At 65.4% G+C, this 20,504-nt stretch carries 26 protein-coding genes; 10 read left to right on the top strand and 16 right to left on the bottom strand.

Going from position 1 to position 20,504, the window contains the following annotated elements; all coding sequences use genetic code 11:
* Positions 1-27: 27 nt before the first annotated feature.
* From ACFOJ9_RS22785 to ACFOJ9_RS22770, 4 genes are all read left to right on the top strand, one after another.
* Positions 28-1,452: an NAD(P)-binding domain-containing protein gene (locus ACFOJ9_RS22785; RefSeq protein ID WP_378987981.1), complete on the top strand. Its 1,425-nt coding sequence runs from the start codon at positions 28-30 to the stop codon at positions 1,450-1,452.
* A complete protein-coding gene (gene arsK, locus ACFOJ9_RS22780) occupies positions 1,445-2,686 on the top strand; it encodes an arsenite efflux MFS transporter ArsK (protein WP_378981521.1) in 1,242 nt (413 codons plus the stop codon). The genes ACFOJ9_RS22785 and arsK overlap by 8 nt, the downstream gene beginning before the upstream one ends.
* A gap of 114 nt (positions 2,687-2,800) precedes the next feature.
* Entirely contained in the window at positions 2,801-3,046 is a 246-nt protein-coding gene (locus ACFOJ9_RS22775; RefSeq protein WP_378981519.1) for a type II toxin-antitoxin system ParD family antitoxin, read from the top strand.
* Positions 3,036-3,335 carry a type II toxin-antitoxin system RelE/ParE family toxin gene (locus ACFOJ9_RS22770; protein ID WP_378981517.1) on the top strand — a complete coding sequence of 100 codons (300 nt, stop codon included), beginning with the start codon at positions 3,036-3,038 and terminating at the stop codon, positions 3,333-3,335. Before ACFOJ9_RS22775 ends, ACFOJ9_RS22770 begins: the two co-directional genes overlap by 11 nt.
* Before the next feature lie 45 nt (positions 3,336-3,380).
* On the opposite strand, the gene ACFOJ9_RS22765 is transcribed toward ACFOJ9_RS22770, so the two are convergent.
* The 7 genes from ACFOJ9_RS22765 to ACFOJ9_RS22735 all read right to left on the bottom strand — a co-directional run bounded on the left by ACFOJ9_RS22765 (position 3,381) and on the right by ACFOJ9_RS22735 (position 9,230).
* Positions 3,381-4,139, bottom strand: a complete 759-nt coding sequence (locus ACFOJ9_RS22765) for an amino acid ABC transporter ATP-binding protein (RefSeq protein ID WP_449288649.1) — start codon at positions 4,137-4,139, stop codon at positions 3,381-3,383.
* 26 nt (positions 4,140-4,165) lie between these two features.
* Positions 4,166-4,840 (bottom strand): amino acid ABC transporter permease, encoded by a 675-nt coding sequence (locus ACFOJ9_RS22760; RefSeq protein ID WP_378981515.1) that lies wholly within the window; start codon positions 4,838-4,840, stop codon positions 4,166-4,168.
* A complete protein-coding gene (locus ACFOJ9_RS22755; RefSeq protein ID WP_378981513.1) occupies positions 4,837-5,508 on the bottom strand; it encodes an amino acid ABC transporter permease in 672 nt (223 codons plus the stop codon). Before ACFOJ9_RS22755 ends, ACFOJ9_RS22760 begins: the two co-directional genes overlap by 4 nt.
* 129 nt (positions 5,509-5,637) lie before the next feature.
* Positions 5,638-6,426: an ABC transporter substrate-binding protein gene (locus tag ACFOJ9_RS22750; protein ID WP_378981511.1), complete on the bottom strand. Its 789-nt coding sequence runs from the start codon at positions 6,424-6,426 to the stop codon at positions 5,638-5,640.
* A 111-nt stretch (positions 6,427-6,537) separates the two neighbouring features.
* Positions 6,538-7,701: a saccharopine dehydrogenase family protein gene (locus tag ACFOJ9_RS22745; RefSeq protein ID WP_378981509.1), complete on the bottom strand. Its 1,164-nt coding sequence runs from the start codon at positions 7,699-7,701 to the stop codon at positions 6,538-6,540.
* Complete coding sequence (locus tag ACFOJ9_RS22740; protein ID WP_023813263.1) at positions 7,698-8,198, bottom strand: Lrp/AsnC family transcriptional regulator; 501 nt, start codon at positions 8,196-8,198, stop codon at positions 7,698-7,700. Before ACFOJ9_RS22740 ends, ACFOJ9_RS22745 begins: the two co-directional genes overlap by 4 nt.
* Positions 8,199-8,354: 156 nt before the next feature.
* The gene (locus ACFOJ9_RS22735; protein ID WP_378981507.1) at positions 8,355-9,230 is read right to left on the bottom strand and encodes a LysR substrate-binding domain-containing protein; all 876 of its coding nucleotides are present in this window, start codon (positions 9,228-9,230) and stop codon (positions 8,355-8,357) included.
* Between the two features lie 139 nt (positions 9,231-9,369).
* Here ACFOJ9_RS22735 and ACFOJ9_RS22730 point away from each other — a divergent pair, with 139 nt between their 5' ends.
* Both ACFOJ9_RS22730 and ACFOJ9_RS22725 read left to right on the top strand, forming a co-directional pair.
* The gene (locus ACFOJ9_RS22730; protein WP_378981505.1) at positions 9,370-9,573 is read left to right on the top strand and encodes a hypothetical protein; all 204 of its coding nucleotides are present in this window, start codon (positions 9,370-9,372) and stop codon (positions 9,571-9,573) included.
* 21 nt (positions 9,574-9,594) lie between these two features.
* Complete coding sequence (locus tag ACFOJ9_RS22725; protein WP_378981503.1) at positions 9,595-10,344, top strand: sulfite exporter TauE/SafE family protein; 750 nt, start codon at positions 9,595-9,597, stop codon at positions 10,342-10,344.
* Positions 10,345-10,358: 14 nt separating this feature from the next.
* Here ACFOJ9_RS22725 and ACFOJ9_RS22720 read toward each other — a convergent pair whose 3' ends face one another.
* From ACFOJ9_RS22720 to ACFOJ9_RS22710, 3 genes are all read right to left on the bottom strand, one after another.
* The gene (locus ACFOJ9_RS22720; protein ID WP_378981501.1) at positions 10,359-10,877 is read right to left on the bottom strand and encodes a GNAT family N-acetyltransferase; all 519 of its coding nucleotides are present in this window, start codon (positions 10,875-10,877) and stop codon (positions 10,359-10,361) included.
* Positions 10,874-11,149 (bottom strand): type II toxin-antitoxin system TacA family antitoxin, encoded by a 276-nt coding sequence (locus ACFOJ9_RS22715; RefSeq protein WP_378981499.1) that lies wholly within the window; start codon positions 11,147-11,149, stop codon positions 10,874-10,876. Before ACFOJ9_RS22715 ends, ACFOJ9_RS22720 begins: the two co-directional genes overlap by 4 nt.
* 106 nt (positions 11,150-11,255) lie before the next feature.
* Positions 11,256-11,705, bottom strand: a complete 450-nt coding sequence (locus tag ACFOJ9_RS22710; protein ID WP_378981497.1) for a universal stress protein — start codon at positions 11,703-11,705, stop codon at positions 11,256-11,258.
* Between the two features lie 212 nt (positions 11,706-11,917).
* Between ACFOJ9_RS22710 and ACFOJ9_RS22705 the strand changes: the two genes are divergently transcribed.
* Positions 11,918-12,499, top strand: coding sequence for a histidine phosphatase family protein (locus tag ACFOJ9_RS22705; protein ID WP_378981495.1), 582 nt, complete (start codon positions 11,918-11,920; stop codon positions 12,497-12,499).
* A gap of 31 nt (positions 12,500-12,530) precedes the next feature.
* On the opposite strand, the gene ACFOJ9_RS22700 is transcribed toward ACFOJ9_RS22705, so the two are convergent.
* The 5 genes from ACFOJ9_RS22700 to ACFOJ9_RS22680 all read right to left on the bottom strand — a co-directional run bounded on the left by ACFOJ9_RS22700 (position 12,531) and on the right by ACFOJ9_RS22680 (position 16,950).
* Positions 12,531-12,932: a VOC family protein gene (locus ACFOJ9_RS22700; protein ID WP_378981493.1), complete on the bottom strand. Its 402-nt coding sequence runs from the start codon at positions 12,930-12,932 to the stop codon at positions 12,531-12,533.
* Between the two features lie 97 nt (positions 12,933-13,029).
* The gene (locus tag ACFOJ9_RS22695; protein ID WP_378981491.1) at positions 13,030-14,073 is read right to left on the bottom strand and encodes an RNA polymerase subunit sigma-70; all 1,044 of its coding nucleotides are present in this window, start codon (positions 14,071-14,073) and stop codon (positions 13,030-13,032) included.
* Positions 14,074-14,113: 40 nt separating this feature from the next.
* On the bottom strand, positions 14,114-14,860 hold the full coding sequence (locus ACFOJ9_RS22690; protein WP_378981489.1) for an SDR family NAD(P)-dependent oxidoreductase: 747 nt from the start codon (positions 14,858-14,860) through the stop codon (positions 14,114-14,116).
* Between the two features lie 340 nt (positions 14,861-15,200).
* Positions 15,201-15,947 carry a pseudouridine synthase gene (locus tag ACFOJ9_RS22685; RefSeq protein WP_378981487.1) on the bottom strand — a complete coding sequence of 249 codons (747 nt, stop codon included), beginning with the start codon at positions 15,945-15,947 and terminating at the stop codon, positions 15,201-15,203.
* Positions 15,948-16,083: 136 nt separating this feature from the next.
* The gene (locus tag ACFOJ9_RS22680; protein ID WP_378981485.1) at positions 16,084-16,950 is read right to left on the bottom strand and encodes a class I SAM-dependent methyltransferase; all 867 of its coding nucleotides are present in this window, start codon (positions 16,948-16,950) and stop codon (positions 16,084-16,086) included.
* Between the two features lie 117 nt (positions 16,951-17,067).
* Between ACFOJ9_RS22680 and ACFOJ9_RS22675 the strand changes: the two genes are divergently transcribed.
* Positions 17,068-17,970 (top strand): LysR family transcriptional regulator, encoded by a 903-nt coding sequence (locus ACFOJ9_RS22675; RefSeq protein ID WP_378981483.1) that lies wholly within the window; start codon positions 17,068-17,070, stop codon positions 17,968-17,970.
* A 193-nt stretch (positions 17,971-18,163) separates the two neighbouring features.
* The gene (locus ACFOJ9_RS22670; protein WP_378981481.1) at positions 18,164-18,619 is read left to right on the top strand and encodes an SRPBCC family protein; all 456 of its coding nucleotides are present in this window, start codon (positions 18,164-18,166) and stop codon (positions 18,617-18,619) included.
* 37 nt (positions 18,620-18,656) lie between these two features.
* On the opposite strand, the gene ACFOJ9_RS22665 is transcribed toward ACFOJ9_RS22670, so the two are convergent.
* A complete protein-coding gene (locus tag ACFOJ9_RS22665) occupies positions 18,657-19,490 on the bottom strand; it encodes a helix-turn-helix transcriptional regulator (RefSeq protein WP_378981479.1) in 834 nt (277 codons plus the stop codon).
* A gap of 90 nt (positions 19,491-19,580) precedes the next feature.
* On the opposite strand from ACFOJ9_RS22665, the gene ACFOJ9_RS22660 reads away from it, so the two are divergent.
* Positions 19,581-20,471 (top strand): SDR family oxidoreductase, encoded by an 891-nt coding sequence (locus ACFOJ9_RS22660; protein ID WP_378981477.1) that lies wholly within the window; start codon positions 19,581-19,583, stop codon positions 20,469-20,471.
* Positions 20,472-20,504 lie beyond the last annotated feature (33 nt).

Raw genomic sequence — 20,504 nt, 5'->3', positions numbered from 1 at the left:
GATACCGGAAGGATCGAACCTATGGACATGATGGAAAACCTTCCGGTCGCGGTGATCGGTGCCGGCCCGGTCGGGCTGGCCGCCGCGGCGCATCTGGTCGAGCGCGGCATCCGTCCGCTCGTCCTGGAGCGCGGCGAAAGCGTGGGTGCGGCACTGCTCGAATGGGGCCATGTGCGGGTGTTTTCGCCGTGGGAATACAACATCGACGCGGCGGCTCGGGCGCTGCTCGACCGCTCCGGCTGGACGGCGCCTGATATGCGCGGCCTGCCGACCGGTGGCGAGATCGTGCGCGACTACCTGGCGCCGCTTGGCCGGCTTCCCGCGATCGCCGCCAATTTGAAGCTTGGCGCCGAGGTCACCGCGATCACCCGTCAGGGACACGACAAGGTCGCCAATGACGGCCGCAACGATGCGCCCTTCGTCATCCGCTATCGCGATGCCGGCGGCGAGCACCGCGTTGTCGCGCGCGCCGTCATCGACGCGTCCGGAACATGGTGGCGGCCAAACCCGATCGGCGTCGACGGGCTGCCGGTTCCCGGCGAAGGCGCGGCGTCGGCGCGCATCGCCTATGGCATTCCCGACGTGGTTGGCGAGGCGAGAGATGATTATGCGGGCAAGCGCGTCCTGGTCATCGGCGGCGGGCATTCGGCCATCAACGTCGCCCTGGCGCTGATGGAATTGCAGGATGCGGCACATGGCACCGAGATATTCTGGGCGCTGCGCCACGCCAGCGTCGACAGATTGCTTGGCGGCGGGCTGAACGACCAGTTGCCGGAACGCGGCGCGCTTGGGCTGGCCGCCAAACAGGCGATGGCCGACGGCAAGCTGAACATGCTGGCGCCCTTCGCCGTCGACCGCATCGAGACGCAAGGCGAGGGACTCGTCGTCGATGCTCACCTTGCCGGCAAGCCGTTCAGCCTGACCGTCGACCGCATCGTCGTCACCACGGGTTTCCGGCCCGATTTGTCGTTCCTGAGCGAAATCCGCATCGCGCTCGATCCCGCCGTCGAAGCGCCGCCGGCGCTGGCGCCGCTGATCGATCCGAACTTTCACTCATGCGGCACGGTTCCCGCGCATGGCATCGGGGAACTCGCCCATCCCGAGCCCGGCTTCACCATCGTCGGCTCGAAATCCTACGGCCGCGCCCCGACCTTCCTGATGGCGACCGGCTATGAGCAGGTCCGCTCGGTGGTCGCCGACATTGCCGGAGACCATGCCGCGGCCCGCGAGGTGCGGCTGGTGCTGCCGGAGACCGGCGTGTGCAGCGCCGTCGGCGTCGTGACGGCATCGGAAAGCGCCGGCTGCTGCGGCGGGCCTGCGCCCGCCAATGTCGATGCCTGCTGTGTCGAGGATGCGCATGCCAAGGCAAAGGGCGCATCGGGCTGCGGCTGCGCAACCGCGCCGGCCAGCACCGAGACGCGAGAGACGATGGCGGCCGGCGTCGATGCCTGACGGGTCCGTCCTGCGCAAAGCGATCTGGGCGCTCGGGCTGACCCAGATCGTCGGCTACGGCACGCTCTTCTACAGCTTCTCGATCCTGGCGCCGGCAATGGCCAGGGAGTTCGGCCTGACGGAAGGCTGGGTGTTCGGCGCGCTGTCGGCCTCGCTGTTTGCCGGCAGCCTGTTCGCGCCGACGGCCGGGCGTTGGGCCGATCGCTTCGGCGCCGGGCTCATCATGACCGTCGGTTCGGTCGCGGCAGCCATGGCGCTGGCGCTGTGCGCCGTCGCGCCCGGCCGCGTGACCTTCGTCCTGGCATTGCTGGCAATGGAGCTGGCTTCCAGTTTCGTCCTCTACAGCGCCGCCTTCGTGGCGATCGTGCAGATCGGGGTTCCCCGGCCGCAACGCAGCATCACCCACCTGACGCTCATCGCCGGGTTCGCCTCGACCCTGTTCTGGCCGCTGACCTCGGCGCTGCATGCCCATCTGACATGGCGCGAGGTCTATCTTTTGTTCGCGGCGCTCAATCTAGGCCTCTGCCTGCCGATCCACGCCTGGCTGATGCGCCTGTCGCGCCGCCACGCCACGGCCGCGAGCCAAGAGCGCGGGCCGGCCCCGGAAGCGGGCGCGCCGCTCGATCCGCGGCGCGGCCGGGCCGCATTCCTGCTCATGCTGGCGGGGTTCGCCTCCGAGGGCTTCGTGCTGTCGGCGATCCTCATCCACATGGTGCCGCTGACGGCGGCCCTTGGGCTGGGCACCGCCGGCCTCTTCGTTTCGACCCTGTTCGGGCCGGCCCAGGTCGCCAGCCGGCTGATCAACATGCTGTTCGGCGGGCGGCTGCAGCAGACGCACCTTGCCGTCATTGCCGCATCGCTGCTCACGGCCGGGCTGTGCGCGCTGTTGCTGACCACGCCATGGCTGCCCGGCGCCTTCGTGTTCGTGTTCCTGTTCGGCCTCGGTTCCGGCCTCGCCAGCATCGTCGGCGGCACCTTGCCGCTCGAACTCTTCGGCCGCGAAGGCTATGGCGCGCGGCTGGGATGGGCGAGCGCTGCGCGTCAGTTCACCTCGGCCTTCGCGCCCTTCGCGCTCGCCTTTATGATGGCGCGGACATCCGTCGCCAATTCGCTGTGGGTGCTGGTGGTCGTCGCCGCAAGCGGCGTCATCGCCTTCCTCGCCATCGCGCTGCTGAGGCGGCGCGGCGTCCGGGTCGCGTTTGCGATTGGCGGCAATCCGGGAGAGGCGGCTTGAATCAGGATATCCGCGATGGCAGAGCGACTTGGCATCTTACCCTTCCGGGGTCAGAGTTATGGATATATACCAATTTTTGGTATATATTGATGTCACCACCTTAGGATGGAGACTATGCCCCGAAACACCTCTGTTTCCCTTGGCGACCATTTCGCCGGTTTCATCGATACGCAGGTTCAGACAGGCCGTTACGGTTCGGCAAGTGATGTCGTGCGTGCCGGCCTGCGGTTGCTCGAAGAGCATGAGGCCAAGGTCCGTGCCTTGCAGAACGCCCTCATCGCCGGCGAGGAATCTGGCGCACCCGTAGCCTTCGACAGCACCGCATTCCTGAGCAAAATGCGGGCCAAGCATGCCAGATGAGAGCCGCCAGTATCGGCTCTCGCCGCTGGCTGAAGCTGACCTGGAAGATATCTGGCTCTACACGTTCAAACACTGGTCGCTGGAACAAGCCGATCGGTACCACCACGATTTGATCGATGCTATCGAAGCCTTGGCCCGCGGCGTTAAAACCGGCCGCCGCACCGATGTGCGCGAGGGGTACTTCAAATACCCAGTCGGCCAGCATTTCGTTTTCTTCCGTCAATCCGAAAGCACCCTGGACGTTATCCGCATCCTGCACCAACGAATGGACGTTGAACGACATCTGTGACGGGCGAAGTGCGTTCTCTACAGGAACCCGCGCAGTCAGTGCGCCTCAATGCCTTAGAATCTTGCTCAGGAAAGCCCGGCTGCGGTCGGTCTTGGGGTGCGAGAAGAATTCTTCCGGCGTGCCGCTTTCGACGATGGCGCCGGCGTCCATGAAGACCACGCGCTGGGCGACCTTGCGGGCAAAGCCCATCTCGTGGGTCACCACCATCATGGTCATGCCTTCCTCGGCGACCGCGACCATCACGTCGAGCACTTCGGAAATCATCTCGGGGTCGAGCGCCGAGGTCGGCTCGTCGAACAGCATTATCTTCGGGCGCATGCCGAGGCAACGCGCGATCGCCACGCGCTGCTGCTGGCCGCCGGAGAGCTGTGCGGGATAGGCATTGACCTTGTCGGCGAGGCCAACCTTGGCCAGCAATTCGCGGCCGGCCTTTTCGGCTTCAGCGCGCGGGATCTTGCGGACATGGATGGGCGCGAGCGTGACATTTTCGAGTGCTGTCTTGTGCGGGTAGAGGTTGAACGACTGGAAGACGAAGCCGATCTCGGTGCGCAGCTGCGTCATGTTGGTGGCGGGGTCGCCGAGGCGCTGGCCGTCGACGACGAGGTCGCCGTCCTTGATCGCCTCCAGGCCGTTGACGCAGCGGATCAGCGTGCTCTTGCCGGAGCCGCTCGGGCCGCAGACGACGACCACTTCGCGCGGTTCGACGCTCAGCGTGATGTCCTTCAGCACGTTGAGTGCGCCGAACCATTTGTTGACGCCGCGAAAGTCGATCATGCCGGTTTTGGTCAGGTTTGGTTTGGTCATAGCTGCCGGACCTTTGGAGTTCGATGTCATATCTGCACCTCGCCATGCGCCGCACCCATGCGCCGTTCGAGCCGGCGGGCCAGCATGATCAGGGGATAGCAGACGATGAAATAGCCGGCGCCGACCAGGAAGAAGACCAGCAGGCCGTTGGGCACACGCTGCACCACCAGCCAGCCGACGCGGGTGAGGTCGGTCAACCCGATGGCAGAGACGACGGAGGAATCCTTGATCAGCAGCACATACTGCCCGACCAGCGGCGGCAGCACGATGCGCATCGCCTGCGGCAGCACCACCTGGCGCATACGCTGCCAGCGCGACAGGCCGGACGCCAGCGCTGCCTCGACCTGGCCGGTGGGCACCGAGCGGATGCCGGCGACGACGATCTCGCAGATGAAGCAGGCGGCCAGATTGGTCAGCGCGATGATGCCGGCGGTGAAGGCATCGAGCTCGATGCCGAACTCCGGCAGGATGAAGAAGATCAGAAAAATCTGCACCAGGAATGGTGTGCCGCGGATCAGGTCGACCCAGGCGCCGATCAAGCTGCTGATCAGCCGGTTGCCGCCGGTGCGCAGGATGCCGAGGCCGAAGCCGAGCAGAGTGCCGAGCACCAGGCTGATCAGCGACAGCACCACGGTCATGCCGAGGCCGCGCAGTGCCAGCGGATAGGAGCCGGCGAGGCTTTGCAGTTGTTGCCAGATCATGTCCGCGCTCCCGCTGTGCCGAGCCAGCGGCTGGAGACGCCAGCCAGTCCTTTCAGTCCGTAGTAAAGCAGCAAATAGAAAGCGGCGATGGTGAGGAAACCTTCGGCCGGCATGAAGCGGTCGGAGGCGAGCAATTGACCGGCGCGGGTCAGTTCGGAAACCGAGATCAGCGACAAAAGGGCCGAATCCTTGACCAGCACGATCGCCTGGCCGAGCAGCGGCGGGATCGTCACCTTGAAGGCTTGCGGCAGGACGACCAGGCGCATGCGCTGGACATAGGTCATGCCCGAAGCGACGCTGGCCTCGACCTGGCCGCGCGGGATCGACAGGATGCCGGCGCGAATGATTTCAGCAATATAGGCGCCGCTGTTCAGCGACAGCGCCAGGATGCCGACGACCAATTCCGGCAACACGAAGCCGAGCCGGGGCAGGCCGAAATAGAGGAAATAGAGCTGCGCCAGCAAGGGCGTGGCGCGCACGGCATCGATATAGGCCTTGGCCGGCACGCGAAACAGCCAGCCGCGCTGCAGGTTCATGGCGCACAGCACGATACCGACGATGAGCGCGCCGACAAAGGACAGCGTCGACAGCCAGACGGTCGTGACCAGGCCCTGCCCGAACAGCGGCAGATATTCGACAATGGTGCGGAAACTGAAATTCTCGAGCATCGTTGGGTGAATCCCCGGAGCACGGGAAGGGCGAATAGCGAATAGCGAATAGGGAGTAGGGAATTAGGGAGCAGCAAAGTATGGCCGGAACGGCCATTCCCTACTCGCTACTCCCTACTCGCTAATTCCTCAGTGGTCTTTCTTCCAGGCGTCGGAATTGACCCAGTAGTCGAGGTTCTTCTGCAGGCGGCCGTCGATGCTGACCTGGTTGAGGAACAGGTTCATCCAGATCAACAGGTCCGGCTCGTCATAGCGGGTGGCGAAGGCAAGCGGCTCCTTCGACAGGAGGTCCGGCATGATGGTGAAGGTGCCGGCCGGATAGGCTGTCGACTGGCCCTTGACCGCCGAAACGTCGTTGACGCCGCAGTCGGCCTGGCCGTTGTTGACGGCGTCGAGCAGCAGCGGACCGCCGCCCTTGTAGCTCTTGATGTCGGCATCGGGGAAGGCGGTCTTGGCTTCCTTTTCGCCGGTGGCGCCGAGCAGCACGGCGATCTTGGTGCCCTTGGCCTTGCAGTCCTCGGTGGTCTTGAACTTGCTGTCGGCCTTGGTGAAGACGGTGCTGCCCGTATACATGTAAGGCGTGGTGAAGGCGACCTTCATGCCGCGCGCCAGCGTTGGTGTCATGTCGGCGACCAGCAGGTCGGCCTTGCCCGACAAGAGCGCCGGGATCAGGCCATCCCAGTCGAAGTCGAGGAAGGTGATCTTGACGCCCATTTCCTTGGCCATCAGTTCGGCGAGTTCCACCGAACTGCCGGTGCGTTCGCCATTGGCGCCGACCAGCGAGAAGGGAGGCCCTTGAGTCTGCACGGCGACGCGCAACTCGCCGCGCTTGGTGATGTCGTCGAGCGTACCGGCACTGGCAGCGGCAGTGAGCCCGGCGAGTGCAAGTCCGGCGATGAAAAGTCTGGCAATCTTCATTTCGGTATTCCTCCTTGTTTTATTGTTCCACGTTGTTTTTCACCCCTGGGGGTGCTTTTTGAGCGGCAGCGCCGTTGCCGACGGCAGCCACCGTTCGAAAATCTTTTCTCCTCAGTCCCGTGCCACCGTCTCGGAAACCGTGATGCCACGCTTGGCCAGTTCATCGAAGAACCTGATGTCGGGCACGTCCAGCAGCGGGTTGAGCAGGCCGGGTTTGGTGATCTCGCCACGCGCCAGCATCTGCGCCACGATGCTGGCGGGATAGCCGACGCCGAGGCTCATGCCGAACAGGCCGGAAGCCAGGTCCCGCTCGATGATCAGGTCCGACGTCACCGTCTTGGCCCGGCCGCCTTCGAGGCCGGAAAAGACATTGCGCATCACGCACAGGTCCTTCTCGCCGGGACCATATTGCAGTTGCGGGCCGAGCAGACGGCCGAGGAATTCGCGCGGGCTGTTGCCGGTGCCAGGCACCTTGTCTTCAGAGAGGAAGCCGAGCTCCTTCAGCGGCGCCCAGAAGGCCGACCATCCCGGCCAGCGCAGCGTGTAGCGGCCGGAGCGGCGCAACCCCTTGGCGGCGTCCAGCATCTCGACATAATGCAGCGCATCGCCATTGGGGAAGGCTTCCAGCTTGCCGAGGCCGGCGACCTCGATCTCATGGATGAATGGATTGTCGTGCTGCTGGCCGGCCGGCACCGCGACGCGTTTTCCGTCCTCGATCATCACGCTGTCGCGGTTCTGGCTGACCAGGACCATGTCAAAATTCCAGCTCACCTTGTAGCACAGCGGTTTGGCCATCGCCTTCGGCTCGGGGATGCCGCCGCAATAGGAATCGATCGAGGAAATCGAGTCGAACTGCCTGGCGGCGCGCGCGTAGAGCACGAGGTCGATGCCGGGGTCGAGCCCGCATTCGGTCATGATCGGGACGCCGGCCTGTTCGGCGGCCGGCGCCAGGTCGGCGATCGACTTGGCGTAATTTGTGGTGACCAGCGGCGTGCGGGTGGCGATCGCGGCCTGCACCGCCTCGCGCATCAGCGGCTGCGGCAACAGGTCGATGACGGCGTCGACATCATCCAGCACAGTGGCCAGAGCCGGGCCGATCGCGCCCTCTGGTACGACGAAGCGCACACGGGCAAGATCGGTCAGGCCGGCAAGCCGGGCCGGGCCGTCCGCTGCGGTGTCGACGCAAACCACTTGCTCGACGTCGTCGCTGGCGACGAGGTCGGCGATTGCCGCCCGGCCTTGCAGGCCGAGGCCACCGAGAACCGCGATCTTCATGCCGGCTCCTTGCGGTCGTCCGACCAGCAGCCTTCCGGCAGGCTGACCCATTTGTTGCATGATGCCATGACCACGAAGGTCTCGCTGCGCACGACTTCGCCGGGCTCGCCGGCGCCGGGGATCAGTTCGCTGGTGACGCGATAGAGATCGGCGACGTCGCCGGCCACCGTCACGTCGACGATGATGTCGAAGCGCCCGGTGACCACCGAAGCCGAGTTGACGAAGGGCAGTTCGGCAATGCGCTGCGCCAGTTCGCGGGCTCGGCCGCGCCCTTGGGCATTGATGCCGACAATGGCCGAGATCAGCTCGGGGCGCTCGGTCAGGTTCAGCAGGCCGACGATCTTGAGCAGGTTGCGGTCGAGCAGGTTACGCAGCCGCGTGCGCACCGTCGGCACCGAAATCGCCAATATCTCGGCGATGCGGTTGATGCCCGGCTGTGCATCCTGCGACAGCTGTTTGACCAGCCGCCGATCGGTCAGATCGAGATGTTCCCGCAAAGTCCCCGTCTTTCACAAAAGGAAAAAACTTTGGCGATTTTTTTGCCAATGTGCAAACAAGCTACGTCACGGATATTTGAAAAGCAAGGCAATGTTTCAGCGCTCATGGGGATGCCGGCGCCAGCCGGCCTCTGCCTTGCGGTCGCTGGTCCGACTTCAGACCAGCGCCGCCGCCAGCAGTTTTGCCTGTGGCGTCAGTTCGTTGAAGCGGCGGGCGCAGAGGTTGAGCTGGCGCGTCGCCCAGTCGTCGGTCAGCCGCAGGCTTCGCAGCGAGCGTGCCGAGCGGCGCGCCGCACTTTCCGGCACGATGGCGATGCCGGCGCCTTGCGCGACCAGCCGGCAGACATTGTCGAGGCCAGGCACGCGGATGCGGACATGCAGATGGCCGCCAAGGCGGGCCGCCCGGCGCGTGATGTGCTCCTGCAGCGCATGGCCGGTGCTGAGGCCGACAAAGGATTCGCTGAGGACGTCAGTGAGGCTGGTGGTGTGCAGGCCGGCTAGGCCGGGCCAGTTCCGCGCGGCGATCACCACCAGCCGGTCGGTGAAGAACGGTTTCTGCTCGAGATGCGAAAGGCCGGCCCAGGTTGCAGCGATGCCGAGATCGGCCGCACCGCTGGCCACGGCTTCGACGATCTCGTGGCTTGGGTGCTCGTCGAGATCGATGTCGATCCGGGGATGAGCGACAAGGAAAGCCGGCAGGATGTCGCGCAGCAGCTCGGCTGTGGCTGCGGTGTTGGCCATCAGCCGTACGCGGGCGCGCAGACCCGTGGCATAGGCGGCGAGGTCGCCGGCCATCGCCTCGATCTGGTTCTGCACCGCCCTTGCATGGTGCAGCAGCGCCTGGCCGGCGGCCGTTGGCACCACGCCACGGCGGCGGCGCTCCAAGAGCGGCGCGCCGAGCCGCTCCTCCATGCCCTTGATGCGGGCGCTGGCCGACGCCAGGGCCAGCCCGGCAAGCTCGGCGCCATGGGTGATGCTGCCGCGCTCGGCCACCAGCAGGAACAGCCTGAGATCGACCAGGTCAAAGCGCATTCTTTTGCTCCTGCAAACGGTTCGGCGACCGCGGTCGGCTCCTTGCTTCAGCCTTCGCCCTGGCCGAAGGCTGGCAGCGCAACTTCCACATTGTGATCGGCCGAGATGTTCGTCAAACAGTTTTGCGTGGAGATCTGTGATGAGCGAACGAGTATCAGGCCGCCCCGACCTTCTTGAAAGCATGGCGATCGTGCTGGCCGTCGCCGTGGCATGCCTGGCCATGGCGCGGGCGGAGTCCGGTTTGCGGGGATGCGCGGCGACGGTCGCTCCCATCGGCCGCGATGCCGCACCGGCAAAAGCCACATCAGAGGCCGATGCCACGGACATGCTGCTGCATGACTGATCCCACCCTGAGGATGCGATCATGCTGAGCGCCGGGGTCCTCGCCTGGATCGGCGCCGTCTTCCTGGCCGCTGGCTTCGTCAAGGGCGTCGTCGGCATGGGGCTGCCGACCGTGGCGATGGGCCTGCTGGCGGTGACGATGCCGCCGGCGCAGGCCGCCGCTTTGCTGTTGACCCCGTCGCTGGTCACCAATCTCTGGCAATTGCTGACCGGCCCGTCCTTTGGCGGCCTGTGCAAGCGGCTGTGGACGATGATGGCCGGCGTGATGCTTGGCACCGTCACTGGTGCCGGCCTACTGACCGGCGCGCATACGGGCGCGGCATCGGCGGGGCTGGGCGCGGCGCTGGTGCTCTATGCAATCCTCGGTCTCGCCAAGGCCGGCTTCACCACGCCGGCGCGCCACGAGGCCTTGATGTCACCGTTGGTCGGCGTGGCGACCGGACTGGTCACCGGCGCCACCGGCGTCTTCGTCATCCCGGCGGTGCCCTATCTGCAATCGCTGCGGCTGGACAAGGAGGACCTGATCCAGGCGCTCGGCCTGTCCTTCACCGTGTCGACGGCAGCGCTCGCCATCGGGCTGTTCAGGACCGGCGCCCTGGCGTCGCCGGCGGTGCAACTGGCGGGGTCGATCGTGGCATTGGCGCCGGCGCTGGCCGGCATGTTCGCCGGCCAGGCGCTGCGCCAGAAGATGAGCGTCGAGACCTTCCGCACGGTGTTCTTTGTCGGGTTGCTAGCGCTGGGGGTCTATCTTGCGGGAGACGGTATTCTGTAGCTTGCGGCAGGCGTTCAGAATGCAGCTATCGCCTTGGCGATCGCGGCGAAAGGCAGGACCAGGGACAGCGGCGCGTCATCGAGACGGACCGCACCGTAACCCTCATACCAGTGTGCAGCCTGGTCACCTTTGGCATCGATAAGCAAGGCAACGCCGCCGACTTCCTCCGCGACTGCCATACAGCGCTTCCCGGCGGCGAGCAGCAAACCGCCGCCGAGACCGCGCCCTTGTATCGTACGGTCTACGGCGAGCCGACCTAGACGGTAGACCGGCACGTCATAGCGGCCAAGGCCGCGTCTGGCGATTGCCGGGGTCCTGGCAAAGTCGATCGAAGCCGGGCTGAGAGAATAGAACCCGAGGATGTGCAAAGGATCTTGCGCCGTCACGGCGACGAAAGTTTTTGCGCCACCGCTTTGATGACTTTGACGCGCGAAGCGCTGCAAATAGATGTTGAGGTCCGCGTCGCCACAATCGAAGGCGGCACGGTTATGTTGTCTACCGATCGGCACTTCTTGCCATGTGATGGAGTTCACGCGAGAGTCTGACCGGCCTTGGCGGCGCGGATAAGGCGGTTGGTCGGGGAGGGCGGGTTTTCAAGTAGGTCGAGGACGCGCAGACTGTCCCGTTCTGACAGCGCAAGATGTTCGGCGCGTTCGATCGCAGCCTGGGCGTCACGCAGTGCGGAGCGCGTAACGAACTCGGTCAGGCCGACATTCGACAAGGCCGCCGCACGTGCGATCACGGCTTTCGCTTCGGGCGGAATCCGGAAATCGATTCGACCGTTGTCACTGACGTTGCGAGGCATGGCTATCTCCTTTGCCTTCTATTGTACAGTACGGATTGAATCCGTACAATATAAATCCTGTCGCTTTAGCCTCACGGGCATGTGAGGAGCGCGCTGGGCCAATCTATTACCGCACCACCAGAACCGGGATTTCTGTGTAGGACAGCACTTCCGCCGTCTGGCTGCCGAGAAGCAGCTTGCCCAGTCCGCGGCGGCCATGCGAGGCCATGACGATCAGGTCGCAGCCCAGGGCCTGCGACAGCTCCAGGACGGCTTCGGCGGGCCGCTTGTCCTCGACATGCACGACTTCTGCGGAGACGCCGGCCGCGTCCGCCGACGCCTTGCATTTGGCGAGCACTTCCTTGGCATAGCGGCCCGCCTCTTCCTTGTAGGCGACCAGTTCGTCACCGGCGGCATAGCCGGCCATGGCGCCGCCCCAGGCGAAGATGGGAAACGGCTCCGAGACCGTGACAAAGGTGACGGCGGCGCCAAGGCCGCTGGCCAATGTGAGCCCGTGGGCAACGCCCTTGTCGGCCAGTTCCGATCCGTCGGTGGCGATGAGCAGATGTTTGTACATGATGATCTCGACCTGTTGTGCAAGGGCCGATGCCCTTGTGGTGGCGGGGGCCTTGGTGAGGCTGACCTTGATATAGTTGCGGCGCAGGGTTGATCACAGGGTTTGGCTCGATGCGGATCAGGGCCAGGCGACCACGCAGTTTTGTACCAACCAACCGGATTCCCCTTTGCCGCATCGTCCCCTAAGGTGCGGGCGACATTGAAAGGCATCCCATGAGCAGCGCGTGTCCCCAAATCCATCTGGTCCGGCATGGCGAGACGGCATGGAGCCTTTCGGGGCAGCATACCGGCCGCACCGACATGCCGTTGACGCCGGCCGGCGAGGCCGCCGCGCGGGGTGTCGCCGAACGGCTCAAGGGGCTGTCGTTTTCGGCCGTCTGGTCGAGCCCGTCGCAGCGCGCCTACAACACCAGCGTGCTGGCCGGCTTCGACGCCGAGAGCGTCAAGAAGGACGATCTGCAGGAATGGGACTACGGCGCCTATGAGGGGCTGACGACAAAACAGATCCTGGCCGACCGTCCCGGCTGGAATGTGTTTCGCGATGGTTGCCCGCAAGGCGAGATGGCGGCCGATGTCGGCGCGCGGGCCGACAGGATTGTCGCCGGGCTGCGCGAGGCCAATGCCGACATGTTGGTGTTTTCCAGCGCACATTTTTTGCGCGTGCTGGCGGCGCGCTGGATCGGCTTGCCGCCGGAGGGCGGCGCGCTGTTCGTGCTGGATACGGCCAGCATCAGCGTGCTCGGCTACGAGCACGACCTGAGCGAGCCGGTCATTCGGAAATGGAACCAGAAATAGGGCGGCTTCGGCCAGCAGCGCCGCTTCCATTCTATCTGTCGAATTTCCTGATCGCCTCGGCGGTCACCGGTGTGAAGAAATTCACCAGATTGCCGTCCGGGTCGCGGAACAGCAGCGAGCGATTGCCCCAGGGCATGGTGGTCGGCTTCTGCACCGTAACATCCCTGAGGAGGTCCGAGAGCCTGGCGAATTCCGCATCGACGTCGCCGACGCGGAATTCGATGATGGCCGTGTGGTTGTCGGCGGGGCGGGCGATGTCGCCGCCGAACAGCATCAAGGTGCGCGTGCTGCCGATCGCCAGCGTGCAGGCCGGTGTCGCCAGTTCCGCGAAGTCTTCCGTGTACACCGTCACGGGCATGCCGGTGATCTCGCCATAGAAGTGCACGAGACGCTGGACGTCCGACGTGATGATGCGGACAGAGACGAAATTCATTGTTTTGCTCCTGGATTGCTGGAGCCGCGGCCCGGCCCATGACCGATCTATAGGCCCGGCCTCCTGACAGCTTTCCGTCAGGAGATGGATGCGACGATCATTTGTTCGGCTCGGGCCAGACGGCCGGCAGGCCGAAGGCGGCGAACAGCTCGGTCCCGAGCGGGCCGACATAGACCGTCAGCGAGGCGATCCGGCCATCGGCCGGTTCGATGACATGCAGCGACTGCGCGCGCCATTCGGGCTCCTGATGGCGCCGGGCATAGACCGCGAAAGCGGGTTGGCCGTTGGCCCTCGTCGCGACCGCATGGTAGCCGGCGAAATTGCCCCAGACGGTTTTGAAGAAAGCCCGGATCGCCTCGCGCCCCTGATACCAGTCCAGCCATGGCGGCATGTGGTAGGTGGCGTCCTCGCGCAGCAGCTCGATGAAGCGGTCGAGATTGGCGGCCTGCCAGGCCTGCATGTAGCGTTCGAGCAGCAGGCTTTCCTCGCGGTTTGGCCGCTCGCGCTGCAGGGGCCGTCCCTGCGGATAGCGCATCGCCAGCGTCGCGCGGGCGCGCTGCAGGGCGCTGTTGATCGAAGCGGTCGTGCCGCCCAGTAAGTGCGCCGTCTCGAGCGCCGACCAGCCCAGCACGTCGCACAGAAGCAGCGCGGCGCGCTGCCTGGGCGGCAGAAGCTGGATCGCGGCGACGAAGGCGAGCTGTACGGCTTCGCGGGTCTCGTAGCGCGCGTCCGGACCGGGCTCGCCGTCGACAAGATCCGGCAGTTCGGCGTCCGGGTATGGCTCCAGCCAGGCGAGTTCGGCGGCGGGCCCGCCAGCGGCACGCCCCTCGGTCGGCGGCCGTCCGGGCTGCTCGAGAATGCGATGCACTGACGACCTCGCCTTGATGGCGTTGAGGCAACTGTTGGTGGCGATCGTGTAGAGCCAGCCGCGCGGCGAGCCGCGCCCGTCGAATTGCGAGCGGCCGCGCCATGCCCTGAGAAACGTCTCCTGGACGAGGTCGTCGGCCTCGTGCAGCGAGCCCATCATCCGGTAGCAGTGCAGCTTGAGTTCGCGGCGGTGGGCCGTTGTCAGCCGCTCGAAGGTCAGCCGATCGAGGATCGGCTGACCCAGCGGCTCAAGCGGGCCGGGAGCATCTGTCATAGCGAGCCTGCGGTGCTGATCGGCTGGCATCCTGCGCGCCTCATGCCGCCGCCGCAAGGCCGCTGCCGCTCACCGTGAAGGAGACGCCTTGCAGCTTGCCGTCGGCGAGCGTGACCACGGCGCGCCCGACATCGGCCGGCGTCTGCACGTCGGTCATGCTGGCGAGGAAATCCGCCGGGCTGATGCCGAGATAGGTCGAGATGCCATCGATGCCGCCCTGGCCGACGCCGGTGCCGGCCATGATGCGCATCGGCACCAGCGCCATGAAGCGCAGATCAAGGCCCAGCTGGTCCGCTTCCTTCTGGCAGTGGCCAGCAAGAAACATCTGCATGCGCTTGGCGCCGGAATAGCCGCCGGAATTCGGCGGCCCGCCGCTGAGTGCCGCGCCACTGGAGATCAGCACCACCCGGCTGCCCGGCTTCAGCCGGCCCTGGAGTGCCGCCTTGCAGAACAGGAAGGATGCCTTGACGTCCATGTCCCAGTTTGCGGAAAAGTCCTCCCAGCTTTGTTCCGGGATAGGCGCGGACGGGGCAAGCGCCCCGGCGCAGATCACCAGCACGTCCGGTTGCAAGGCGGCGAACACCGCATTCGGCGTTGCCTCCTGCGTGGCGTCTGCGGCAAGCGTCTTCACCCTGGGGTGCTCCCAGGAGAGCTGTTTCAGATCGGCCGCGCTGCGGGCAACGGCGAGCACCGTCGCCCCCTCGCTGAAGGCGGCTTCCACGATCGAGCGGCCGACACCCCGACTGCCTCCGACCACGACGACATTCTGACCTTGCAACGAACCCATGGATCACCTCGCTTTTCCGGCCCGGAGGATTCCGGTGCCTGTAGGTGAAGACAGTGGGGATGGGCAGAAATCATCGGTGAGGGGCGAAAGTTTTTTCTGCGGCGTTTATCGTTTCGTCATCCTGGGGCGTAGCAAGGAGCGCAGCGACGCGGCGCAGACCCCAGGATCCTGCCGCGACATGCGAGCGCCGCCGCAGTACAGAATTACGCTCCGCTGCACTCTTCGAGCGGAGTCCCGGCATGGATCCCAGGGTCTCCGCGACGCCGCTTCGCGGCTGCTTCGCCCTAGGATGACGAAGGGAGGATGCTTCAACCAATCTCCGGGGCCGCGATGGTGAAGCTCACCCCGCCAGCAGCGCCAGTTCCTCCGGCGTCAGATGCCGTGCCGTGCCTTTGGCGAGGTCGCCGAGCGGCAGGCTGCCGATGGCGATGCGGATGAGGCGCAGCACTTCGATGCCGTGCGCGGCGAGCAGGCGGCGGATGTGGCGGTTGCGGCCTTCGTCGAGCACGATCTCCAGCCAGGCGGTGCGGCCGCCGCTGCGCAACAGTTCGATCGAGCTGGCGCTCAGGGTCTCGCCGTCGACGGTCACGCCCGCGCGGAACTTGTCCAGCATCGCCTCGTCGGGCACCGTGCCGATCTGCACGTGATAGGTCTTGGGCAAATGCGAGGCCGGGTCCATCAGGCGGTTGGCAAACCGGGTGTCGTTGGTCATCAGCAGCAGGCCTTCGCTCGCCTTGTCGAGACGGCCGACCGGCGAGACGAAGGGCAGGTCGAGCCCTTCCAGGCAGGCATAGACGGTGCCGCGCTGTTGCGGGTCGTCGCGGGTGGTGACCAGACCGCGTGGCTTGTTGAGCATGAGATAGACCTTGCGCTCGGCAACCACCGACCTGTCGTCGACGACGATGCGGTCGCGGTTGAGGTCGACGCGCAGTGCTGCATCGCGCACCACCTTGCCGCCGACGCGCACGCGGCCTTCGGCGATCAGCACCTCGGCCTGCGTGCGCGAGCACAGGCCAAGCTTCGACAGCGCCCGGTTCAGGCTGACGCCGGCTGGCTTGCCCGCGGTTCGTGGCTGGTGTGGTGTCATGTCCTGCTTTCCGGACGATGTGTCCGGTTGGGGTACGTGCCGGCGGGCCTGCCGCCGACACGGTCGTTTGGTGCGTGGTCGGGCTTGCCGACGCCTTGGCTATCACGCGCATCCGGTCTTGCTCAAGCCGGGCCGACTATCTGGTCGCGGCGGCGACGAGCATTTCGCACGGCCCCTCGAATTGTCCGTCATGCTCGAACTGGCCAAGCGCAGTCTCGATCTCCGTCCAGGCGTCGTCCTGCTCGCTGGGCGAAAGGCCGGCCAGCATCTGGTGCAGGGCGCCGAAAGACTCCTGCTCGAACTGCAGGCATTCCAGCGCCGATTGCAGCCGCACCGGCGCGTTGACCTTTTCGATGCGCACGTCATGGAAACCGGCATCGGTCAGGCGTTTGGCAAGCACCGCCGGGTCGCCCAGGCTGAACGGTCCGGGCTGGCCGGGCAGGGGCGCGGGCAGGGCGGCGCGGCGGCGGATGATGCCGACCGGGATCGAGAAGAACGGGTTCCTGTCGGCGGTGGAATAGACGATGGCGCCGACCTTGCCGCCCGGCTTGAGATGATCGCGCATGCCGCCCAGCGCCCGGTTCTGGTCGGGAAAATAGATCAGCCCGACGCGCGAGATCACTGCGTCGAACGGTTGGGCTGATATGGCATCCAGCATTTCGCCGTCGGCAACGACCGTGCCGACATTGGCATGGCCGGCCAGCTTGGCGTTGCTGGCGGCAAAGTCGAGAATGCCCGGCGAGATGTCGGTGGCCAGCACATAGCCCGTCGGCCCCACGCGCCGCGCGGCGGTCAGCGTCTGTTCTCCGGCACCGGCGGCGACATCGAGGACGCGGCTGCCCTTGCCGATATCGGTCATATCAAGCATCAGTTCGGTGGCAGGCCCCAGCCAGCGGGTCAACAGGGGACTCCAGCGGTTCCAGGCTTCGGCGGCGCTGTCCCATTGCTTTCGGGTGGTGTCCTTGAACTTGACCGGATCGAAAATCGGTTGCTGCACGGTCATGGTTTCCTCCTGGAAGGCACTATTGCCTTGCCGAAAACCGTACGGATCGCGTAGTTCTGCTACCATTCTCGAAATCTCGACACCCATTTTGCAAAATTGCACGGATCGGGGTCCAGGATGCATTGGGACGACTTGCGGATATTCCTGGCCGTCGCGCGCGACGGCTCGATCAGCGGCGCCGCAAAACGCCTGAACATCCAGCACTCCACCGTGTCGCGCCGCATCCGGCTGCTGGAGACACAGCTTGGCACGCGGCTGATCGAGCGCAAGAAATCCGGATATGAGCTGACTCCGGCCGGCGACGAGCTGAGGATGGCAGCCGGCAAGATGGAGCTGGAAGTGCTCGAGGTCGAGGGCGCGCTCGGCGGTCAGGAAGACCGTGTCGCCGGGGAACTAAGGGTATCGGCGATCAACAACATGGCTTCATCGGTGCTGATGCCGATCTTCGCCGGCTTCAGCGAGGCTTATCCGGATATCCGGCTGCATGTGCAGGTCTCCAACAAATATGTCAGCCTGGCCGAACGTCATGCCGACATCGCCATCCGGCTGACCAATACGCCGCTGGACACATTGGTCGGCACGCGGCTCACCAATGTGGCGTCGGCCGTTTACGGAGAAAGGCGCTACCTGGAGGGCCTGCGCGCCAGTGGCGCCAGGCCGCTCTGGATCGGCGTGGAATGTTGCGCCTTCCATCAATCCTGGACCCATACGGCATGCCCGGATCACCGGCATAGCTTCTTCGTCGATGACACGTTGCTGACGCTCGCCGCCCTGAAACAAGGCCTCGGCCTGGCCTATCTGCCATGCTTCATGGGCGACAGCGCCGAGGAGTTGGCGCGCTTTCGCCAACCGGACCCGATCCACGATCTCGGACTCTGGCTGCTCTACCATCCAGACCTGCGGCGAACCAAGCGCGTCAGTGTGTTTCGCGAACACATGGTGGCGCGCATCCACGACCAGCGTGCGTTGTTCGAGGGCCGCCTGCCGCAGCCATCAGGCCCGGCTTCATTGGGACCGTGACACGACCGGTCATCGCGATGACGAAGGTCGTCAGCCGGCCTGCTCAGCCATGACGACGATGTTGCCGCAGGTGGAGGCCCAGCGGGCAGGGTCGAGCATCTTGCGAGCCGATCGCCGGCAACGATGGCGCCGTCATAGGGCAATGTGTGTGCGACCGCCTTGGGTTTGCGCCAGATCGGCGTTAGCCGCATGAATGCGCAGCATCAGTGAGTCTCCCGCGCCGATCATCAAGACCGTCGTCATCGGTGCCGAGCCGACCAAGGTCTGGCAGGTGCTGACGACGCCCGCGATGATCCAGCACTGGATGTCGGATGAAGACTTGACCGTCAGCCTGCAGGGGCATGTCGGCGGGGCGATCGTGATGCGCGGACTGTTGCACGGAATGCCGTTCGAGAACCACGGCACCGTTCGGGCCTTCGAGCCGGAGAGAGCATTCGCCTACGGTTACTGGAGCACGCTGTCCGCCTCGCGCCTGTTGGATGTGCCCGAAAACCACACGGTGGTCAGCTTCGATCTGGCGCCGGCGGATGGGGCAACGCTGCTGACGCTGACGCTCAGCGATTTCGCCGAACCAGCGATCCGTCCGCATGCCAATCTCTACTGGGGGCCGACCTTGCAGATTCTGAAGGCGGTCTGCGAGCGCGCTTGAGGGCGGGCGTCATCGCAGCGGATGGGTCGTCCTGCCCTTACTCTTTGGGGTGTCGGGCGAGGGCCAAAGCGCGGATGCGGTCGGCGACCGCGCTGTCGACCGGGTTGTAGACGGTCAGGCTCAAATCCGGCCGGCCGTCGACCGCGAACCCCGAATATTCCAGCTCGATATCGCCGAGTTCCGGGTGCTTCAGGCGCTTTGTCCCGTCGCCGTGGCTGAGCACGTCGTTCTCCCGCCACAGGGCGGCAAACTCGGGGCTGACGCTGCAAAGTTCGTCGACAAGCTGGGCGACCTCGGACACCGCGCCGGCGCGCGCCGCATCGGCCCGGAAAGAGCCGACCACGAACCGGGCCAGGCTTTGCCAATCGTGCTGCTTGGCGCGGATATTGGGACTGAGGAACATGAAGCGCAGGATGTTGCGCTGCCCGGCGGGCAGGGCGCTGTAGTCGGTCATCACAACCTGCGCGGCGCGGTTCCAGGCAACGACGTCCCAGGTCGCGGTCTTGATCAGAGCCGGGCTGGCTTCGAGCGTGTCGATAAGGCGCTGTAGCCGGGGACTGACGCCCTCGACGCCCCTGTAGCGGACCTCGGGCGGGCGCCCCAGTCCCAGCATGAAGAGATGTTCGCGTTCCGCCTCGGTCAGCAGCAGCCCCTTGGCGATGCGGTTCAGGACATCGGCCGAGGGCGCGCCGCCGCGGCCCTGTTCCAGCCAGGTGTACCAGGTCGGGCTTATGTTGGCGCGTTGGGCGACCTCTTCGCGGCGCAGCCCCGGCGTGCGCCTGCGCCCGGACAGCCCGAACGACGAGGGATCGAGCCGGGTGCGCCGGTCTTTCAGGAAGGCTCCAAGCGAGCCGGCGGAATTGATGGGCATCCTGTTAGCCATTATACCATGATAAGATCACTACTTTAATGGAATAATAGACTGGAGATACTGCGCGGGCAACTGTGCAGGAGATTTTGCATGCGTATCTTTCTGACCGGCGCGACCGGTTTCATCGGTTCGGCGCTCGTTCCCGAACTCATCAAGGCGGGCCACCAGGTGGTCGGCGTCACCCGCTCCGACGCGGGCGCCGAGGCGCTGGCGGCCGCGGGCGCCGAAGTGCATCGGGGAACTCTCGAGGATCCGAAAAGCCTGCGCGACGGCGCGGCGAAGGCGGAAGCCGTGATCCACACGGCGTTCGATCACGATTTTTCGCGGTTTGTCGAGAATTGCGAAAAGGACAAGCGCGTCATCGCCGCACTCGGCGCCGCCCTGGCCGGCTCCGACCGGCCGCTGGTGATTACGTCCGGGGTCGGCATGGGCAGCCCCGGACATGGCCAGTTGGCCAGCGAGGACGTCTTCAACACCAGCCATCCCAATCCGCGCATTGCCTCCGAACTGGCCGGCAATGCCTTGCTGGAGGCCGGCATCAATGTCTCGGTGGTGCGCCTGCCGCAGGTCCACAACCCGGTCAAGCAGGGCCTCATCTCGCCGCTTATCGAGATCGCGCGTGAAAAAGGCGTCTCGGCCTATGTCGGCGAAGGCCGCAATCGCTTTTCCGCGGGCCATCTCCTCGACGCGGCGCGGCTTTACCGGCTCGCCGTGGAAAAACGGCAGCCGGGTGCCCGCTATCACGCGGTCGGCGAGGAAGGTGTCGAGGTGCGTGCAATCGCCGAGGCGCTTGGCCGGGGCCTGAAATTGCCGGTCGTTTCCATCGCGCCGGAAAAGGCGGCGGAGCATTTCGGCTGGATGGCAATGTTCGCGCCGATGGATCTGCCGGCCTCCAGCGCGCTGACACAGGCACGATTGGGCTGGCATCCGACCGGCCCGACGTTGATCGCCGATCTCGACGCCATGCGATACGCCGATTGAGCGACTGAAGCCTCGGCGCTGAAGCGGACGAGA

This window comes from Mesorhizobium cantuariense, from assembly GCF_042647205.1.
Taxonomy (GTDB): Bacteria; Pseudomonadota; Alphaproteobacteria; order Rhizobiales; family Rhizobiaceae; genus Mesorhizobium; species Mesorhizobium cantuariense.
Note: the sequence above shows the minus strand (reverse complement) of the source record. Positions and strands in the feature narration are given on the sequence as shown.

Coding starts and splice junctions, on each gene's coding strand:
- ACFOJ9_RS22785 (WP_378987981.1), top strand. CDS start 28: ATGATGGAAAACCTTCCGGTCGCGGTGATCGGTGCCGGCCCGGTCGGG.
- arsK (WP_378981521.1), top strand. CDS start 1,445: ATGCCTGACGGGTCCGTCCTGCGCAAAGCGATCTGGGCGCTCGGGCTG.
- ACFOJ9_RS22775 (WP_378981519.1), top strand. CDS start 2,801: ATGCCCCGAAACACCTCTGTTTCCCTTGGCGACCATTTCGCCGGTTTC.
- ACFOJ9_RS22770 (WP_378981517.1), top strand. CDS start 3,036: ATGCCAGATGAGAGCCGCCAGTATCGGCTCTCGCCGCTGGCTGAAGCT.
- ACFOJ9_RS22765 (WP_449288649.1), bottom strand. CDS start 4,139: ATGACCAAACCAAACCTGACCAAAACCGGCATGATCGACTTTCGCGGC.
- ACFOJ9_RS22760 (WP_378981515.1), bottom strand. CDS start 4,840: ATGATCTGGCAACAACTGCAAAGCCTCGCCGGCTCCTATCCGCTGGCA.
- ACFOJ9_RS22755 (WP_378981513.1), bottom strand. CDS start 5,508: ATGCTCGAGAATTTCAGTTTCCGCACCATTGTCGAATATCTGCCGCTG.
- ACFOJ9_RS22750 (WP_378981511.1), bottom strand. CDS start 6,426: ATGAAGATTGCCAGACTTTTCATCGCCGGACTTGCACTCGCCGGGCTC.
- ACFOJ9_RS22745 (WP_378981509.1), bottom strand. CDS start 7,701: ATGAAGATCGCGGTTCTCGGTGGCCTCGGCCTGCAAGGCCGGGCGGCA.
- ACFOJ9_RS22735 (WP_378981507.1), bottom strand. CDS start 9,230: ATGCGCTTTGACCTGGTCGATCTCAGGCTGTTCCTGCTGGTGGCCGAG.
- ACFOJ9_RS22730 (WP_378981505.1), top strand. CDS start 9,370: ATGAGCGAACGAGTATCAGGCCGCCCCGACCTTCTTGAAAGCATGGCG.
- ACFOJ9_RS22725 (WP_378981503.1), top strand. CDS start 9,595: ATGCTGAGCGCCGGGGTCCTCGCCTGGATCGGCGCCGTCTTCCTGGCC.
- ACFOJ9_RS22715 (WP_378981499.1), bottom strand. CDS start 11,149: ATGCCTCGCAACGTCAGTGACAACGGTCGAATCGATTTCCGGATTCCG.
- ACFOJ9_RS22710 (WP_378981497.1), bottom strand. CDS start 11,705: ATGTACAAACATCTGCTCATCGCCACCGACGGATCGGAACTGGCCGAC.
- ACFOJ9_RS22705 (WP_378981495.1), top strand. CDS start 11,918: ATGAGCAGCGCGTGTCCCCAAATCCATCTGGTCCGGCATGGCGAGACG.
- ACFOJ9_RS22700 (WP_378981493.1), bottom strand. CDS start 12,932: ATGAATTTCGTCTCTGTCCGCATCATCACGTCGGACGTCCAGCGTCTC.
- ACFOJ9_RS22695 (WP_378981491.1), bottom strand. CDS start 14,073: ATGACAGATGCTCCCGGCCCGCTTGAGCCGCTGGGTCAGCCGATCCTC.
- ACFOJ9_RS22690 (WP_378981489.1), bottom strand. CDS start 14,860: ATGGGTTCGTTGCAAGGTCAGAATGTCGTCGTGGTCGGAGGCAGTCGG.
- ACFOJ9_RS22685 (WP_378981487.1), bottom strand. CDS start 15,947: ATGACACCACACCAGCCACGAACCGCGGGCAAGCCAGCCGGCGTCAGC.
- ACFOJ9_RS22680 (WP_378981485.1), bottom strand. CDS start 16,950: ATGACCGTGCAGCAACCGATTTTCGATCCGGTCAAGTTCAAGGACACC.
- ACFOJ9_RS22675 (WP_378981483.1), top strand. CDS start 17,068: ATGCATTGGGACGACTTGCGGATATTCCTGGCCGTCGCGCGCGACGGC.
- ACFOJ9_RS22670 (WP_378981481.1), top strand. CDS start 18,164: ATGCGCAGCATCAGTGAGTCTCCCGCGCCGATCATCAAGACCGTCGTC.
- ACFOJ9_RS22665 (WP_378981479.1), bottom strand. CDS start 19,490: ATGCCCATCAATTCCGCCGGCTCGCTTGGAGCCTTCCTGAAAGACCGG.
- ACFOJ9_RS22660 (WP_378981477.1), top strand. CDS start 19,581: ATGCGTATCTTTCTGACCGGCGCGACCGGTTTCATCGGTTCGGCGCTC.